This window comes from Pseudomonas sp. c313 (assembly GCF_055407145.1).
In genome coordinates, this window is record NZ_JBUZRD010000008.1 from 118797 (window position 1) to 134432 (window position 15636).

Annotated in this window: 19 protein-coding genes and 1 tRNA gene; 13 read left to right on the forward strand and 7 right to left on the reverse strand. The window is 60.1% G+C overall.

All coding sequences use genetic code 11. From position 1 onward, the window contains the following. Position 1 precedes the first annotated feature (1 nt). Positions 2–781 carry a divergent polysaccharide deacetylase family protein gene (locus ACZRKZ_RS20555; RefSeq protein ID WP_463968976.1) on the forward strand — a complete coding sequence of 260 codons (780 nt, stop codon included), beginning with the start codon at positions 2–4 and terminating at the stop codon, positions 779–781. Here ACZRKZ_RS20555 and ACZRKZ_RS20560 read toward each other — a convergent pair. The 7 genes from ACZRKZ_RS20560 to ACZRKZ_RS20590 form a co-directional block, all read right to left on the reverse strand. Continuing rightward, positions 778–1533 (reverse strand): substrate-binding periplasmic protein, encoded by a 756-nt coding sequence (locus ACZRKZ_RS20560; RefSeq protein ID WP_463982569.1) that lies wholly within the window; start codon positions 1531–1533, stop codon positions 778–780. The two genes, ACZRKZ_RS20555 and ACZRKZ_RS20560, sit on opposite strands and share 4 nt — an antisense overlap. 66 nt (positions 1534–1599) lie before the next feature. Continuing rightward, on the reverse strand, positions 1600–2370 hold the full coding sequence (gene hisF / locus ACZRKZ_RS20565; RefSeq protein ID WP_133101251.1) for an imidazole glycerol phosphate synthase subunit HisF: 771 nt from the start codon (positions 2368–2370) through the stop codon (positions 1600–1602). A gap of 9 nt (positions 2371–2379) precedes the next feature. Beyond that, on the reverse strand, positions 2380–3117 hold the full coding sequence (gene hisA, locus ACZRKZ_RS20570; protein ID WP_463968974.1) for a 1-(5-phosphoribosyl)-5-[(5-phosphoribosylamino)methylideneamino]imidazole-4-carboxamide isomerase: 738 nt from the start codon (positions 3115–3117) through the stop codon (positions 2380–2382). 39 nt (positions 3118–3156) lie between these two features. Next, a complete protein-coding gene (locus ACZRKZ_RS20575; protein ID WP_463968973.1) occupies positions 3157–3414 on the reverse strand; it encodes a DUF2164 domain-containing protein in 258 nt (85 codons plus the stop codon). Next, entirely contained in the window at positions 3414–4052 is a 639-nt protein-coding gene (hisH, locus tag ACZRKZ_RS20580) for an imidazole glycerol phosphate synthase subunit HisH (protein WP_133101249.1), read from the reverse strand. The genes ACZRKZ_RS20575 and hisH overlap by 1 nt, the downstream gene beginning before the upstream one ends. Continuing rightward, entirely contained in the window at positions 4052–4645 is a 594-nt protein-coding gene (gene hisB / locus ACZRKZ_RS20585) for an imidazoleglycerol-phosphate dehydratase HisB (RefSeq protein ID WP_133101248.1), read from the reverse strand. The genes hisH and hisB overlap by 1 nt, the downstream gene beginning before the upstream one ends. A 170-nt stretch (positions 4646–4815) precedes the next feature. After that, complete coding sequence (locus ACZRKZ_RS20590) at positions 4816–6477, reverse strand: OFA family MFS transporter (protein ID WP_463982570.1); 1662 nt, start codon at positions 6475–6477, stop codon at positions 4816–4818. Between the two features lie 346 nt (positions 6478–6823). Here ACZRKZ_RS20590 and ACZRKZ_RS20595 point away from each other — a divergent pair, with 346 nt between their 5' ends. The 12 genes from ACZRKZ_RS20595 to ACZRKZ_RS20650 all read left to right on the forward strand — a co-directional run bounded on the left by ACZRKZ_RS20595 (position 6824) and on the right by ACZRKZ_RS20650 (position 15635). After that, on the forward strand, positions 6824–9034 hold the full coding sequence (locus ACZRKZ_RS20595) for an AsmA family protein (RefSeq protein WP_463982571.1): 2211 nt from the start codon (positions 6824–6826) through the stop codon (positions 9032–9034). After that, positions 9031–10098 carry an A/G-specific adenine glycosylase gene (gene mutY, locus ACZRKZ_RS20600; protein ID WP_463982572.1) on the forward strand — a complete coding sequence of 356 codons (1068 nt, stop codon included), beginning with the start codon at positions 9031–9033 and terminating at the stop codon, positions 10096–10098. The genes ACZRKZ_RS20595 and mutY overlap by 4 nt, the downstream gene beginning before the upstream one ends. Beyond that, the gene (locus ACZRKZ_RS20605; protein WP_133101244.1) at positions 10095–10367 is read left to right on the forward strand and encodes an oxidative damage protection protein; all 273 of its coding nucleotides are present in this window, start codon (positions 10095–10097) and stop codon (positions 10365–10367) included. Before mutY ends, ACZRKZ_RS20605 begins: the two co-directional genes overlap by 4 nt. Before the next feature lie 103 nt (positions 10368–10470). Continuing rightward, a tRNA-Phe gene (locus ACZRKZ_RS20610) sits at positions 10471–10546 on the forward strand. Between the two features lie 230 nt (positions 10547–10776). Then, on the forward strand, positions 10777–11982 hold the full coding sequence (locus tag ACZRKZ_RS20615; RefSeq protein ID WP_463982573.1) for a tyrosine-type recombinase/integrase: 1206 nt from the start codon (positions 10777–10779) through the stop codon (positions 11980–11982). A gap of 158 nt (positions 11983–12140) precedes the next feature. After that, positions 12141–13097: a hypothetical protein gene (locus tag ACZRKZ_RS20620; protein WP_463982574.1), complete on the forward strand. Its 957-nt coding sequence runs from the start codon at positions 12141–12143 to the stop codon at positions 13095–13097. A 125-nt stretch (positions 13098–13222) separates the two neighbouring features. After that, positions 13223–13483 (forward strand): helix-turn-helix transcriptional regulator, encoded by a 261-nt coding sequence (locus ACZRKZ_RS20625; RefSeq protein ID WP_169863949.1) that lies wholly within the window; start codon positions 13223–13225, stop codon positions 13481–13483. Then, entirely contained in the window at positions 13484–13849 is a 366-nt protein-coding gene (locus tag ACZRKZ_RS20630) for a hypothetical protein (RefSeq protein ID WP_069550819.1), read from the forward strand. Beyond that, positions 13846–14319, forward strand: a complete 474-nt coding sequence (locus tag ACZRKZ_RS20635; protein WP_463982575.1) for a Rha family transcriptional regulator — start codon at positions 13846–13848, stop codon at positions 14317–14319. The genes ACZRKZ_RS20630 and ACZRKZ_RS20635 overlap by 4 nt, the downstream gene beginning before the upstream one ends. 490 nt (positions 14320–14809) lie before the next feature. After that, positions 14810–15130 carry a hypothetical protein gene (locus ACZRKZ_RS20640; RefSeq protein WP_463982576.1) on the forward strand — a complete coding sequence of 107 codons (321 nt, stop codon included), beginning with the start codon at positions 14810–14812 and terminating at the stop codon, positions 15128–15130. Next, positions 15127–15339, forward strand: a complete 213-nt coding sequence (locus ACZRKZ_RS20645) for a hypothetical protein (RefSeq protein ID WP_463982577.1) — start codon at positions 15127–15129, stop codon at positions 15337–15339. The genes ACZRKZ_RS20640 and ACZRKZ_RS20645 overlap by 4 nt, the downstream gene beginning before the upstream one ends. Then, positions 15336–15635: a hypothetical protein gene (locus tag ACZRKZ_RS20650; RefSeq protein ID WP_069550814.1), complete on the forward strand. Its 300-nt coding sequence runs from the start codon at positions 15336–15338 to the stop codon at positions 15633–15635. Before ACZRKZ_RS20645 ends, ACZRKZ_RS20650 begins: the two co-directional genes overlap by 4 nt. The last annotated feature ends 1 nt before the right edge of the window (position 15636 follow it).

A 15636-nucleotide genomic window follows, 5' to 3' on the forward strand; every position in this document is an offset into this window, starting at 1 on the left:
TATGCGCTGTGGACTGATCATCGCTCTGCTGTGCTGTGTGGCGGGGGTTGCCCAAGGCAACCCTGCCGTTACACCCTCCCCCCACAAAGCCTACCTGACCTTGATCATCGACGACCTGGGCCAGAACCTGCCGCGGGATCGGCGCGTGCTGGCGCTGCCCGGCCCGGTTACCACGGCGATCATGCCCGATACACCCCATGCCGCCGAATTCGCCCGCGAAGCCCACCGCGCCGGCAAGATCGTCATCCTGCACATGCCCATGGACCCCGCCACCGGTCCCTTCGCCTGGCATCCGGAGTTGCCCATCGAAGAGCTGGGCAAGCGCCTGGACGCTGCCTTCAAGGCCGTGCCCTACACCGCCGGCATCAACAACCACATGGGCAGCCGCATGACCGCGCAACCTGAAGCCATGGCCTGGCTGATGGGTGAGTTGCAGCGCCGTCACAAATTCTTCGTCGACAGCCGCACCAGTGCCAAGACCGTGGCAGCCGCCGAGGCGCAGAAGATCGGCCTGGCCAGCGTTTCGCGGGACGTATTCCTTGATGACGAGCGCACCGAAGCGGCGATTACCACGCAACTGCAGACCGCCATCAAGCTGGCTCATAAACAGGGATCTGCCGTGATGATCGGCCACCCCTACCCGCAAACCCTGGCGGTGCTTGAGCGCGAACTGCCCAAGCTCAAGGCCCAGGGCATCGAGTGGATTGATATCAAATTGATGATCAGTGTGCGCAGCAATAAGGCCATGGCCGGGCACGGGAAGGATGGGGCTTACCGCTAGAGATACCGCGCCATGATCTCATCCACCACGCCGTCCTTGCGTAGCTGATCAAGCGCTGCCTGCAACTTGGCCACCACCTCATCAGACACGTCCTTGTTCAGTGCCAGGAATAGCTCGGCACTGTTGAAGCGCAGCACGGTCTTGAGCCCGGTAATCCCGACCTGCCGAGCCAGGTAACGCCCGGCCGGATCGCCGGTGGCCCACAGGTCGATCTGGCCATCGTTCAGTTTTTGCGCGTTGTCCTGGTCACGCAGCACAATCACCGGTTTGAGCCCCTGTTTTTCCAGGGTCTCGGCAATGGCATCGCCCTTGTAGGCGCCGATCCTGTAGCCCCGGGCCTGCTCAAGGTCAGTCAGCTGAATCTTGCTGTCGGCCTTGGCCAGCAGCACCCAATCGTCTGGGCCGATGGGGCCAACCCACTTGAATAGCGCCTCGCGATCCGGCAGGCGCGCCATCACAAACACGCCGTAACCCGGTTTTTCCAGGGTGAGCTTGTAGATTCGCTCCCAAGGGAAGCGCAGGGTCAGGTTGTAGGGAATACCGGCACGCTTGAAGGTCTCGCGGACGATGTCCACGGCAATACCTTCGATGTTCTCGTCCTTGGCGAAGTTCTTGCCGTTTTTCGCCATGTTGTAGGGCGGGAAATTTTCCGTCAGCAGCACCAGGGAGGCGTCAGGCCGCTCTGCAGCTTGGGCCGAACCTGCCAACAAAATCGAGATGCTGGCAAGGGCAAGAAGAAGGTCTTTGAACATGAAGAGTTACCGAAATCCATGGCAAGCCCAAGAGTGCCGCGAGCCTGCCATGGTGTCCAGTGACGTTTAGCGAACGACGATGCCGCGTGCGGCCATGTAGGCCTTGGCCTCGGGCACCGTGTATTCGCCAAAGTGGAAAATACTCGCCGCCAGTACCGCGCTGGCGTGGCCTTCGATAACGCCGTCGGCCAGGTGCTGCAGGTTGCCGACACCGCCCGACGCGATCACCGGAATGCCCAGGGCATCACTGATGGCGCGGGTCACGCCCAGGTCGAAGCCGTTTTTCATGCCGTCCTGGTCCATGCTGGTCAGCAGGATTTCACCGGCGCCCAGGGCTTCCATCTTCATCGCCCACTCCACCGCGTCCAGCCCGGTAGGTTTGCGACCGCCGTGTGTGAAGATTTCCCAGCGCGGGGGTTCGCCAGGGCCTGAGACTTTTTTGGCGTCGATGGCAACGACGATACATTGCGAGCCAAAGTGCTGCGCCGCTTCGCCGACAAACTCCGGATTGAACACCGCTGCAGTGTTGATCGAGACCTTGTCGGCACCCGCGTTGAGCAAGTTGCGGATGTCCTGCACGGTGCGCACACCGCCGCCGACAGTCAGCGGGATAAACACCTGGCTGGCCATGCGCTCGACGGTATGCAGCGTAGTGTCGCGACCATCGACGCTGGCGGTGATGTCGAGAAAGGTAATCTCGTCGGCGCCCTGTTCATCGTAGCGACGGGCGATTTCCACCGGGTCGCCGGCGTCACGGATGTTCTCGAACTTGACGCCCTTGACCACCCGACCGTTGTCGACGTCCAGGCAAGGGATGATGCGTTTGGCCAGCGCCATGGTCAGTCCTCAGCCTTTGTAGGAATCGCAGAAAGCCTGGGCTTCGGCGACGTCCAAAGTACCTTCATAAATCGCCCGGCCCGTGATAGCGCCGATAATTCCTGGCGCCTTGGCGTCCAGCAGCGACTTGATATCGCCCAGGTTGTGGATACCGCCGGAAGCGATCACCGGGATCTTCGTTGCTGCGGCCAACGCGGCGGTAAACGGCACGTTGCAGCCCTGCATCATGCCGTCTTTGGCGATGTCGGTATAAACGATGGCAGACACGCCGTCGGCTTCAAAGCGCTTGGCCAGGTCAATGACCTGCACAGTGCTGATTTCAGCCCAGCCGTCGGTGGCGACAAAGCCGTCCTTGGCGTCCAGGCCGACAATGATCTTGCCCGGGAACGCGCGGCAAGCCTCAGCGACAAACGCAGGGTCTTTCACGGCCTTGGTGCCGATGATCACGTAGCTGACGCCCGCTTTCACATAATGCTCGATGGTTTCCAGGGAGCGGATACCGCCACCGATCTGGATCGGCAGGTTCGGGTAGCGCTTGGCGATGGCCGTGACCACTTCGCCGTTGACCGGGCGGCCTTCGAAGGCGCCGTTCAAGTCCACCAGGTGCAGACGGCGGCAACCGCCTTCCACCCACTTGGCAGCCATGCTCACCGGGTCATCGGAGAACACCGTGGAATCTTCCATGCGGCCCTGGCGCAGACGTACGCAGGCACCGTCCTTGAGATCGATAGCGGGAATAATCAGCATCTGGCAAACCTTATTCGATATTCAGCATTGCTCGGAAAATCAGGGTTTTTCGAGCGCCCACAAGTCGCTTTCGATGCTTTCGAACCTTTCTTTAAGGTGCGTCTGCACATCGAAAATCGCCCTGTTGTAATAGTGCGGAGCAATTTCAGTGGTGAACAGCTCGAGGATTTCCGCCACCTCGAACGAGCCGAGCTTGAGCTCGAAGCGCTCCTCCATGAAACGCTTGATCTTGTCCGTGGCCTCACTCTCCTGCTGGGGAGTGAGGTTGAGGATCGGCGGCTTGGCCTTCTTGGCCATTACCAGCGCCCGTCCCAGGCAGCGAAGTTCTGCAGCAACTGCAGGCCATGGGTATGGCTCTTCTCCGGGTGGAACTGCACGGCAAAGCGCGAACCATCGGCCAGGGCCGCGGCGAAGTCGACGCCGTAGTGTCCGCCACCTACCACCTGGCGCGGGTTACCGGCGGCGATGTAGTAGCTGTGGACGAAGTAGAAGCGCGCAAGGTCAGGGACGTTGTGCCACAGCGGGTGATCCACGGTCTGGCGAACCTCATTCCAGCCCATGTGCGGGACTTTCAGATGTTCGCCGTCTTCATGCAGGTCTTTGCCGAAGAACTTCACCTGCCCAGGGAACAGGCCGATGCAGTCGACGCCATTGTTCTCTTCACTGCTGTCGAGCAAGGCTTGCATGCCCACGCAGATACCAAGAAACGGACGGTCCTGGCTGACTTCGCGCACCAGAGCGTCGAAGCCCAGGCGGCGAATCTCGGCCATGCAGTCGCGAATCGCGCCGACACCGGGAAACACCACCCGGTCGGCTTCGCGAATCACCTCGGCATCGCTGGTGATCAACACCTTGCCAGCGCCTACGTGCTCAAGAGCCTTGGCCACCGAGTGCAGGTTACCCATGCCGTAATCGATAACCGCGACCGTCTGCATTACAGGACGCCCTTGGTCGACGGCATTTGCCCGGCCATGCGCTCATCCAGCTCCACGGCCATGCGCAGGGCACGACCGAAGGCCTTGAACACGGTCTCGATCTGGTGGTGGGTGTTGGTGCCACGCAGGTTGTCGATGTGCAGGCTGACGTTGGCGTGGTTGACGAAGCCCTGGAAAAATTCCTGGAACAGGTCAACGTCAAAACCGCCGACGGTGGCGCGGGTATACGGCACGTGCATCTGCAGGCCTGGGCGGCCGGAGAAGTCGATAACCACCCGCGACAGCGCTTCATCCAGCGGCACATAGGCGTGACCGTAGCGACGGATGCCTTTCTTGTCGCCGATGGCTTTGCTGAAGGCCTGACCCAGGGTGATACCGACATCCTCCACGGTGTGGTGGTCGTCGATATGCAGGTCGCCCTTGCTTACGATATCCAGGTCGATCAGCCCGTGACGGGCGATTTGGTCCAGCATGTGCTCAAGAAAAGGAACACCGATATCAAATCGGGCCTTTCCGGTGCCATCCAGGTTGATCGAGGCTTTGATCTGGGTTTCCAGAGTGTCGCGCTCGACTGACGCCTTACGTTCGGCCATCACCAGCTCCGCAAAATCATTGGGCGAAAAAGGCAGCCAGTATAGGGGCGCGGGCGCTAAACAGAAACATCGGAGGGGATAAGACTGACGAGTTGAAGCGAAGGGTGTCGGGGATAGACATGTCAGTACAAGCGGGCGCTCCAGGATGGTGCGCCCGCTTGACGATCAGCTTAGTGGAACAGTACCGCCGTCTTCTGCAGGGTCACCCAAACACCCCACGCCAACGGAATACCTACCGCGAGCCAGGCAGCCACAGCCAACGGCACGCTGCCGGAAGAGGCTTTCCATTCCAGCACGGTGCTGGAATCGGCGCCCTTGTCATGGCCCAGTGCCTGTTCGGCGGCCAGTTCAGCGTCGGTCATGAAGTACTTGTCTGCCACCGGACGTACCAGCATGTTGCAGACAAAGCCCAACACCAGCAGGCCGGCGAGGATGTACAAGGTGATGTCATAGGCCGCGGCGCGTTCCACGCCGATGCTCAACTGATACTCACGCAGGTAGTTGACCAGCACCGGACCCAACACGCCCGCTGCCGCCCACGCCGTCAGCAGACGGCCATGGATCGCACCGACCATTTGCGTACCGAACAGGTCCGCCAGGTAGGCCGGGACGGTGGCGAAACCGCCGCCGTACATCGACAGGATGATGCAGAACGCTGCGACGAACAGCGCCACGTTACCCAAATGGCCCAGGTTCGGGATCAATGCATACAGGGCAAAGCCCAGGGCGAAGAACACAAAGTAGGTGTTTTTACGGCCCAGGTAGTCGGAGAACGACGCCCAGAAGAACCGGCCACCGATGTTGAACAGGCTCAGCAGACCCGTGAAACCGGCAGCGATGGCAGCAATGGAAGCCAGTTGCCCTGCATCCAGTTGGCCGAACGCCAGGTCATTACCCAGCAACTTGCCACCAAACACTTCCTGCAGCAGCGGCGAAGCCATGCCAAGGATGCCGATGCCAGCGGACACGTTCAGGCACAGCACCAGCCACACCAGACAAAATTGCGGAGTTTTCCAGGCCACGTTCACGTGTACGTGACGGTGGGTGATCATCGCATTGCTGGCTTTTTTCGCAGGTGCCGTCCAGCCTTCAGGCTTCCAGCCGGTGGGCGGAACGCGGTAGGACAAGGCACCACCGATCATGAACACGAAATAGATCGCAGCCATCACCAGGAAGCTCTGCCAAACGCCAACGCTGGTCGGGGAGCCGAAGTGGCCCATCAGGGCTGCCGCCAACGGAGCACCCACCATCGCGCCGCCGCCGAAGCCCATGATCGCCATGCCGGTGGCCATGCCGCGCTTGTCCGGGAACCACTTGATCAGGGTCGAAACAGGCGAGATGTAGCCCAGGCCCAGGCCGATACCGCCAATGACCCCAGAGCCGATCCACATCAGCCATATCTGGTGGGTATAGATCCCCAACGCTGAGATCAGCAGGCCGCCACACCAGCACAGCGCCGACACGACGCCAGCCTTGCGCGGCCCGGCATGTTCCAGCCAGCCGCCCCAGATCGCTGCCGAGCAGCCCAGGAAGATGAAGAACAGGGTGTAGATCCAGCCCAACATGGAGATGGGCCAGTCACACTGGGAAGAGAAAATTTGCGCGATAAAACTCATGTCCGGCGTACAAGCGACCGGCGCGGTGACGCCCAGGGCTTTGGACAGCGGCAACCAAAACACCGAGAAGCCATAGGCCATACCGATGCACAAATGGATGGCCAGGGCGGCCGGTGGTACCAGCCAGCGGTTGAATCCCGGCTTGGCGATAATGCGTTCCTTGGACAGGAAAGCAGGCTGTGCGGCAATATGACCTGCCGCAGTGCTAGTGCTCATTGGTGTTTCCCCCAGTTATTAGTATGTGTCCGTCAGGCGCTCTCTCCCTCGGCCTTGCACGCAAAGCGTGGCCGTTTTGTTGAGTGAAGCTCCATTGACGCGCGACGTTAAGTCGCAGAAGGCGGACGAACGTGCGCAGATTAGCATCTGCGGATGACAGAAAAACCAAACTGACATCACCTTTTTTGGTCTGTCTGTTTTTTCTGACGCCAGGGTTCCGTTTGCCGCGCCTACGGGGGATCAGCAGGGGCCTCTAGATACAATGTAACGATCCGTGCACAGTCGCGGGCCTGCGGGCGTTATACTCTGCGGCTAAATTTTGAAATCGACATACAAGGACTCGCCCATGAAAGCGTTCGGCAAAATCCTGGGTCTGGTACTTCTCGGGCTGTTGCTGATCATTGTGGCTCTAGGCTTTGCCCTGACCCATCTCTTCGATCCCAACGACTACAAAGACGAGATTCGCCAGATTGCCCGCGACAAGGCCCACATCGAGCTGACGCTCAATGGCGATATCGGCTGGAGCCTGTTCCCCTGGCTGGGCCTTGAATTGCACGAAGCCAGCGTTGCGACCCTGAGCAACCCGACCCAACCGTTCGCCGACCTGCAGATGCTCGGCCTGTCGGTGCGGGTGCTGCCGCTGCTGCGCCGCGAAGTGCAGATGAGCGATGTGCGTGTCGAAGGCCTGAACCTGCGCCTCAACCGCGACAAGCAGGGCCACGGCAACTGGGAAGACATCGGCAAGGCCGCACCTGCCGCCAGCGCCGAAGCGCCAACTGCTGCGGTGCCGGCCACTGCGCCAACCCCGGAAAAACCGGCGCAACCGATCCGCCTGGACATCGACAGCCTGACGGTCAACAACGCCCGCATCGAATACAACGACGAACAAACCGGCAAGCAGTACAGCGCCGAAAGTATCCAGCTGAGCACCGGCGCCGTGCATGAAGGCACCAGCATCCCGGTCAAGCTCACCGCGTTTTTCGGCAGCAACCAGCCGGTCATGCGGGTCAAGAGCGAACTCCGCGGCGAACTGCGCTTTGATCGCGCCCTCAAGCGCTATCAGTTCGAAGACATGAAAGTCGCAGGCGAAGCCACCGGCGAGCCGCTGCAAGGCAAGACCATAACCTTCGCCACCCAGGGCCAGTTGCTGGTGGACATGTCGGCCAACATTGCCGAATGGACCAACCTCAAGTTCTCGGTTAACCAACTGCGCGCCCTTGGCGAACTGAAGGTCAACGACCTGGACAAGACCCCGCAGATCAGCGGCGCCCTGTCGGTTGCCCAGTTTGACCTGGCGAAGTTCCTCGACAGCGTCGGCCAACCCCTGCCAGCCATGGCCGAGGGCAGCCTGAGCAAGGTCGAGCTGGTCAGCCGCCTCAAGGGCACGCCTACCAGCATGGCCCTGGAAGACCTGAGCCTGAAACTCGACGCCAGCACCTTCACCGGTCGCGTGGCCGTGGACGATTTCGCCAAGCAATCCCTGCGGGTACAACTCAAGGCCGACACCTTCAACGCCGACAACTACCTGCCGGCCAAGTCCGAGGCTGCCAACAGCGCAGCGGTCGCTCGCCAGGCTGAAGTGCAAAGCAGTGAAGCGGGCGCCATGGCCGCCGGCGGCACCACGCCACTGCCGGACGCTCCGACCAAGGGTGCCTGGAGCACAGACAAGCTGCTGCCGCTGACCCGCCTGCGCACCCTGGACGTGGATGCCGACCTGTCGTTCGGCCAACTGACCCTGAGCAAACTGCCGATCCAGAACGCCGCCCTGAAGGCCTCCGGCCAAGGCGGCCAGCTCAAGCTTGATACCTTGAGCGGTGGCCTCTATAACGGCACCTTCCAGGCCAACGGCAACCTCGATGTGCGTGAGGATGTACCGGTACTGGCGCTGCAAACCCACATCAAGCAAGTACCGGTTGAACGCATCCTGCAAAGCCAGGGGCAGAACCCGCCGATCAAGGGCCAGATCACCCTCGACAGCAATCTCAGCGGTCGCGGCAACAGCCAGAAAGCGCTGATCGACAGCCTCAACGGCACCGCCAGCTTTGTGATCAACAATGGCGTGCTGCTTAACGCCAACCTTGAGCAACAGCTGTGCACCGGCATTGCCCTGCTCAACCGCAAAACCCTCACCAGCGAGCCACGGGGCAAGGACACGCCATTCCAGGAACTCAAGGGCAACCTGACATTCCGTAACGGCGTCGCCAGCAACCCGGACCTGAAAGTGCGCATCCCCGGCATGACCGTCAACGGCAACGGTGACGTCGACCTGCGGGTGCTGGGCATGGATTACCGCGTCGGCATCATCGTCGAAGGCGACAAGCGCGACATGCCGGACCCGGCCTGCCAGGTGGGTTCCAACTTCCAGGGCATCGAAGTTCCGTTGCGCTGCCGTGGCCCGCTGGAACTGGGCGCCAAGGCCTGCCGTCTGGACAAGGACGGCCTGGGCCAGGTCGCCGTCAAGGCGGCGGGCAACAAGCTCAGCGAAAAGCTTGAAGAGAAGCTCGACAAGGTCAACCCGAAGCTCAAAGACGCGCTTAAAGGCCTGTTCAATCGATGAGAACCGAGCAATTTTCCACTGCGGTGCTGGATTGGTACGACCGCCACGGTCGCCATGACTTGCCCTGGCAACAGGGCATCACCCCTTACCGGGTGTGGGTCTCGGAAATCATGCTGCAGCAGACCCAGGTCAGCACCGTGCTGAACTACTTCGACCGGTTCATGGCATCGCTGCCAACGGTCGAAGCCCTCGCCGCCGCGCCGGAAGACGAAGTGCTGCACCTGTGGACCGGGCTGGGTTACTACACCCGGGCCCGCAACCTGCAAAAGACCGCGAAAATCGTGGTTGCCGAATACGGCGGCGAGTTTCCCAAGAATGTCGAGAAACTCACCGAGCTGCCAGGCATCGGCCTGTCCACCGCAGGTGCCATTGCCAGCCTGAGCATGGGCCTGCGGGCACCGATCCTGGATGGCAACGTCAAGCGGGTGCTGGCGCGCTTTACTGCCCAGGAGGGCTACCCAGGCGAGCCCAAGGTCGCCAAGCAGCTGTGGGCCACCGCCGAGCGCTTCACCCCTCACGACCGTGTCAACGCCTACACCCAGGCGATGATGGACATGGGTGCCACCCTCTGCACCCGCAGCAAACCCAGTTGCCTACTGTGCCCGCTGGAAAAAGGCTGCGAAGCCCACATGCTGGGCCTGGAGACACGCTACCCGATCCCCAAGCCGCGCAAGACCGTGCCACAAAAGCGCACACTGATGCCGCTGCTGGCCAACGGCGAAGGCGCGATCCTGCTTTACCGCCGCCCTTCAACGGGCTTGTGGGGCGGCCTCTGGAGCTTGCCGGAGCTCGATGACCTGAGCGACCTGAAACACCTGGCCAACCAGCACTCGCTGGCACTGGGCAGGCACCAGGAGCTGCCGAGCTTGATCCACACCTTCAGCCACTTCCAACTGGCTATCGAACCCTGGCTGGTCCAGGTCGAGGAATCCGCTCATCACGTGGCCGAGGCCGACTGGCTCTGGTATAACCTCGCCACCCCGCCGCGCCTGGGCCTTGCCGCCCCGGTGAAAAAACTGCTGAAGCGCGCGGCTGAAGTATTGAACGCAGGAGTTTCGTCATGACCCGCACCATCATCTGCCGCAAGTACCACGAAGAACTGCCCGCCCTGGAACGCGCCCCGTTCCCCGGCGCCAAGGGCCAGGACATCTACGATCACGTCTCCGCCAAAGCCTGGGCCGACTGGCAAAAGCACCAGACCCTGCTGATCAACGAAAAACGCCTGAACATGATGAACGCCGAAGACCGCAAATACCTTCAGGGCGAGATGGACAAGTTCTTTTCCGGCGAGGATTACGCCAAGGCCGACGGCTACGTACCACCTGCTGAATAAGTGATCAAAATGGGGGGTTGGCCCGTAAGCGACGGTAATAATTAAATATTTTTTGAAAACTTGCTTGACGACCCCCTGAAAAACCAGTTTAATGCGCCCCGTTGCCCAGATAGCTCAGTCGGTAGAGCAGGGGATTGAAAATCCCCGTGTCGGCGGTTCGATTCCGTCTCTGGGCACCACCTTTCGTTTTCAGGTGGTACCAAAAACACCTGAAAGCCCACAGACAACCCGCCTAGTGCGGGTTTTTTGTTGCCTATGATTCCCGAGCGGCCCCTTGTAAGCCCAAACAAATGGGGGCTTAATTGGTGGCCTATCAGTTCGGTCGAAAAATAGGCCCCCAGAATGGACGCAATCCTAGAGCATACCGCCGCCGCTGCCCCTCTGCTCGCTGAGTCGGAGGGCGCCAGCCATGCCGCTGACTGACAGCGCCATCAAAACCGCCAAGCCGAGGGAGAAGTCCTACAAGCTGAGCGACGCGCAAGGGCTGTACCTGGAGATAACCCCGAACGGCTCCAAGCTATGGCGCCTCAAGTACCGAGTGGCAGGCAAAGAGAAAAAGCTAGCCTTCGGCGCCTATCCAGCAATAACCCTATCCCAAGCTCGCCAGCGCCGCGATGAAGCCCGCCAACTGCTGGCCGAAGGCACTGACCCCAGCGAACAGAAGAAAGCCGCCAAGGTCGCACAGAAGGTCGAGGGGCTGACTTTCGAGACGCTGGCGCGGGAATGGTACGACTACACCGCACCACGATGGGCCGACGCCACCGCCTACAAGACCAAGCTGTATTTGGACAACGACATCATCCCCGGCATCGGCGCCCGCCCGATAAAATCCATCACTCGGCCCGAACTGGTGGAACTGGTGCGCACGGTTGAGGCGCGGGGCACGTTGAATGCCGCTGGCAAGATCCGCCAATGGCTACACCAGATATTCCGGTACGGCTTGGCAAGGGGCGTAGTGGAGGTAAACCCGGCTACCGATTTAAACGTGGTCGCCGCTCCAGCCAAAACCGTTCGCCATCACCCGCACGTCACCTTTGCCGAATTGCCCGAACTACTGGGCAAGGTCGAAGCCGCGAACATTCATACCCTGACCAAGCACGCCGTCCGACTGTTGACGCTGACGGCGGTTCGCCCTGGTGAGTTACGCCAAGCGCCGTGGTCTGAGTTCGACCTAGACACCGCGACCTGGACGATTCCGAAAGAGCGCATGAAAGCCCGCCGCCCGCATATCGTCCCCCTGCCCCGTCAAGCCGTTGCCATCCTGCGCCAGATCCACGAAATCACCGGGCGTTACTCGCTGGTCTTTGCTGGCGCCAATCCTGAGCGCCCCATGAGCGAGAACACCATCAACAAGGCTTTACGGTTAGCCGGGTACGAAGGCCGACAGACCGGCCACGGGTTCCGCCACCTGCTCAGCACCGAGTTGAACGGGCGCGGGTACAACAAGGATTGGATCGAGCGCCAGCTTGCTCACGGTGACAGCGACGAGATACGCGGCACCTACAACCATGCGGCCTATGTCGAGCAGCGCCGGGAAATGATGCAAGCCTGGGCAGACTCGATAGATGCGCTATGCGCTGGCGCTAACGTGGTGAGCATCAAGCGGCCCGCCTAAAACTTATCCACACAAGACGCACTTGGGTAACTCTGGTTCCTGCTGGTAACATACGGCAGTCGCTGGATATTCATACAGCATGAATATCCCGCCAACTGCTTAAATACAGGCGGCCAGTCGCTTGGCCAACCCCAAAAGTGCGCGGACAGGGTAAGTGAATGCTTCAACCCGGAGAGTACATATCGCTTGAGCGCGCCATAGTCTCGCTCAAACGCGACCACCCAGAGGTGTTGAAGGCCATCGCAAAGGCCATTAACTCGGTAGACCCGCACGCCGAGTTCAACCGCGAAACCATCACTGGATCAAAATACGGAGATAGCATTCCAGGCTTCGCCATCACTTATGGGCAACTTGGCGCATATCTGAATACAGCTGTGACTAGGCTAGTTTCGGTCCTTATCGAGACCGAGGTTGGGGTTATTGAGTCGTCGCACGTCGCGGTCAATCGCGAATGGCTGCTCAAACAGCGCGAGCACGCCGCACGCCAGCCTGAGGTGGTGCGAGAGATAGAGCTAAAGTCCTATGCCTCACATGGCGCAGCTGTCACCCCGATCATTCAACCGCTGGCGGACCAAGACCCGAAAGCCGCACGCGCTGAACTTCGCAAACTAAATATCCGCATAGAGCGGAGCTTGGTAATACGTCCAGACGACGAGCGAGACGCCGAAATTGAGCGCCTACGAATCCAATTGGAGGCGTCTACTTCGAGGGAAAAATCCCTTGCTGCTACAGTCGACGCGTCCGACAAAGCGATAAAAATACTCACACGCGAGAACGACCAGCTACGCAAAGATCGGTCCAGCACGCAGTTACCTCCAGCGCCCATCGCGACCAGAAAGCCAGACACCAAGCCCAGAAAGCTATCCAATGTGGAAATGCGAAACGAAAAAGCCAGGGCGTGCCAGGCACAGGTAAAGGAGCGAGCTACATCACTATGGCGACATGACGATTACGCCAAGCATAGAACCACGGATATGGTTAACGTTATTAGGCGGCTCGCAGACTCGGAACCCGATTGGAATTTGCCAAAGAATGACGCGGCGCTGGCCAGGTGGATTTCAAGTTCTGCCCCGGAGTTTGCAAAGCGGCCTGGTCGTCCTCGTAAAGAAAAATAAAAGAATAAATCACACATCCGACCGGATAACAGAATATCCGGCGCCGCTCAGCAATTTTAACTGCGCGCACTCCCTGCCAACCTTTTCATCGTCGATTACCCAAACCGCCCTGGAGCGATTAGACGATGACAGCCACTACCCACCCTATCCGCAAGCAATCCAAGCAAGCCGTACTGGTTCCCGGCGACAAGCCCGCCATTCGTTTTATCAAGCGCCAGGCCGTGGAGGGCATCACCGGCCTTTCCTGTACCGAGATCTACCGCCGTATCGCCGCCGACAACTTCCCGAAGCAAGTAATGCTGGGGCCGAAGTGCGTTGTGTGGGTCGAGGCTGAAATTTACAGTTGGATGAACGACCGCATCGCCGAAAGCCGCGAGGTGGCCTAAATGAAAAAGAGCCAGCCTCTTTACCAGCAGACCAGCCCATCGCAAGGCGATATTACCACCCCCGCTCCCGCCAGCAAGGCGCCAAGCAAGATCGCTCGCGTGCTGGAGCACATGCTGTATGACGGCAGCCTGATCCGGTTTGAAGCCGAGCGCCTCGGCGACCACTGCCTACATTCGACCATCAGCAGCTTGGCGAACGGTTACGGACTGAAATTTCAGCGCCAGCTCGAGCGTGTGCCGAACCACTGGGGCGAACCTTGCACCGTGACGCGCTACACCCTGCCAGCCAGCGAACGTCGCCGCGCCCGCAACGTGCTGTTGATGCTGTGCAAGCCCTTGAAGCAACGCCAGAAGGTGGCGGCATGAACGCTATCGTCCTGATCCGATCCAAAGGCGAGGCCCGCGCCGACAGCCGCGTACTGGCCGAACAACTGGGCGTTAAAGCCAAGAACACGCTTGGTCTGATCGAGCGATACATCGGCAAGTTTGAGCGGTTTGGGGTTGTTCCGTTTGAAACGGAGAAACCGGGTGCCGGTACTGCTGGCGGCAGGCCGGAACGGTTTGCGCTGCTCAACGAGGATCAGTGCTATTTCCTACTGTCCCTATCTCGCAACACTGATCGCGTCGTGGAACTGAAAGCGAGCCTCATCATGGCGTTCCGCGAGGCTCGTTATGGGCACGCCTGCCAGACGCTGGAGGCCCTCAAGAAGGAAGCCAGCAGCAGTGGTCGCCGCCTGGCCCGCTGGCGCTACGACAAGCCAGGCGCGTATCAGCACGTCGCTCATTTGCGGGAGCAACTGAAACTCCCGCTCGACCTTGAAGGTGGCCACCAATGACGCCAGCCATCCACCTAGCAATGCCTTTGCTCAAACTGAAACAGGGGGTTGCATCCAAGGTTAGCCGCATGTATCGTCCGCCCGTCGTTGCAAATTCAGCGACCGGGTTTTGCCGCCCGATCAACAATAGACGCACCAGCGTCCATGTCCCGAAAACAGACGCTTTTTTTGTGCCTGAATTTTCGCGTTATGGTGGCTGTGCGTGGGACACCTTCGGGTGTGCCGGGTTCCTATTGTCCCGGTCGGCAAACCCGCGTACAGCTGCCACCCTAATTCGTTTTGCCGCGAATGGTGGTAGCTCCTCAACAATGGGAGCGTCACCAATGCAGTCCACCACCCTCGATCCGTCCGTACTCGTCAGCAAAGCCAACGCCCACCGCGCAATGGCCCTGAGCGCCCTCCGCGCAAACTCGTCCCTGTCCGTCCGCCTCACTCGCTACAACGCCCACATGGACCGCGCACGCGCCCTGGAAATCTCCGGGGGTGTCCTGTGAGTCGCACTGCCTATGACATTGCCTGCTCGGGCCTCGGCGACCTGCACACAGTGCAGAACGCATTCAACAACATTCACGCAATCTTCACGGTAATGCTCGAGCACTTCCCTGAGGGCCACACAGCTCATGCCTTCGCCAAGCTGGGCGTTCTTGAGGTCAACAGTTGGGCAGACACGGTCCTGCAATGGTACGACTGCATGACCGATGAGCTGGACGATCCGCGCTTTGAAAGCGAGTCGCAGGTCTACCAAGACAAGCACGAGCTCCGCCTTGTGCTGCAAGTCAACGCCCTGGAAAACGCAGGAGGTGTGCAATGAATTTGCATACCCCCCAACAGCTTGACGCGGATCTTGTGGCAGACCTGCGCGAAATTCTTACCCTTATTGCCTTGGCATCAGCAGTGATCGCCAGCCCCAAGACTCCGGTAATCGTCGCTCGTGTTGCCGCAATTATGGCGCAGCACACCGCCATGGCCTGGGCCGAGCTGCTGGACGGCGTGATTGAGTCGAGCGAGGCATCCCTATGAACAGCCTAAAGCTCCTGCTGATCGACGCCGAAGGTTTAGGGAGCCTGCCCGCCGAGCAGTTGGATAGCATAAGTTTGGCCGCAAATGACTTGGGCATGACCATAAGTCACGGCATATCTGCTATTGGCGTGCTTCTGGCCTGCGCCGCAACGGACGACGACAAGTTGAGCGCAGACACCCTTGTCGATATTGGCTGTCTGCTGCAAAGCCTGGGGAATCTCAGTTCGCGCGCGGCGAACATCGAAGTCAGGGCCGAGAACCACTCCCGGCATCGCGATACCAAGAAAGGGGCTTAAC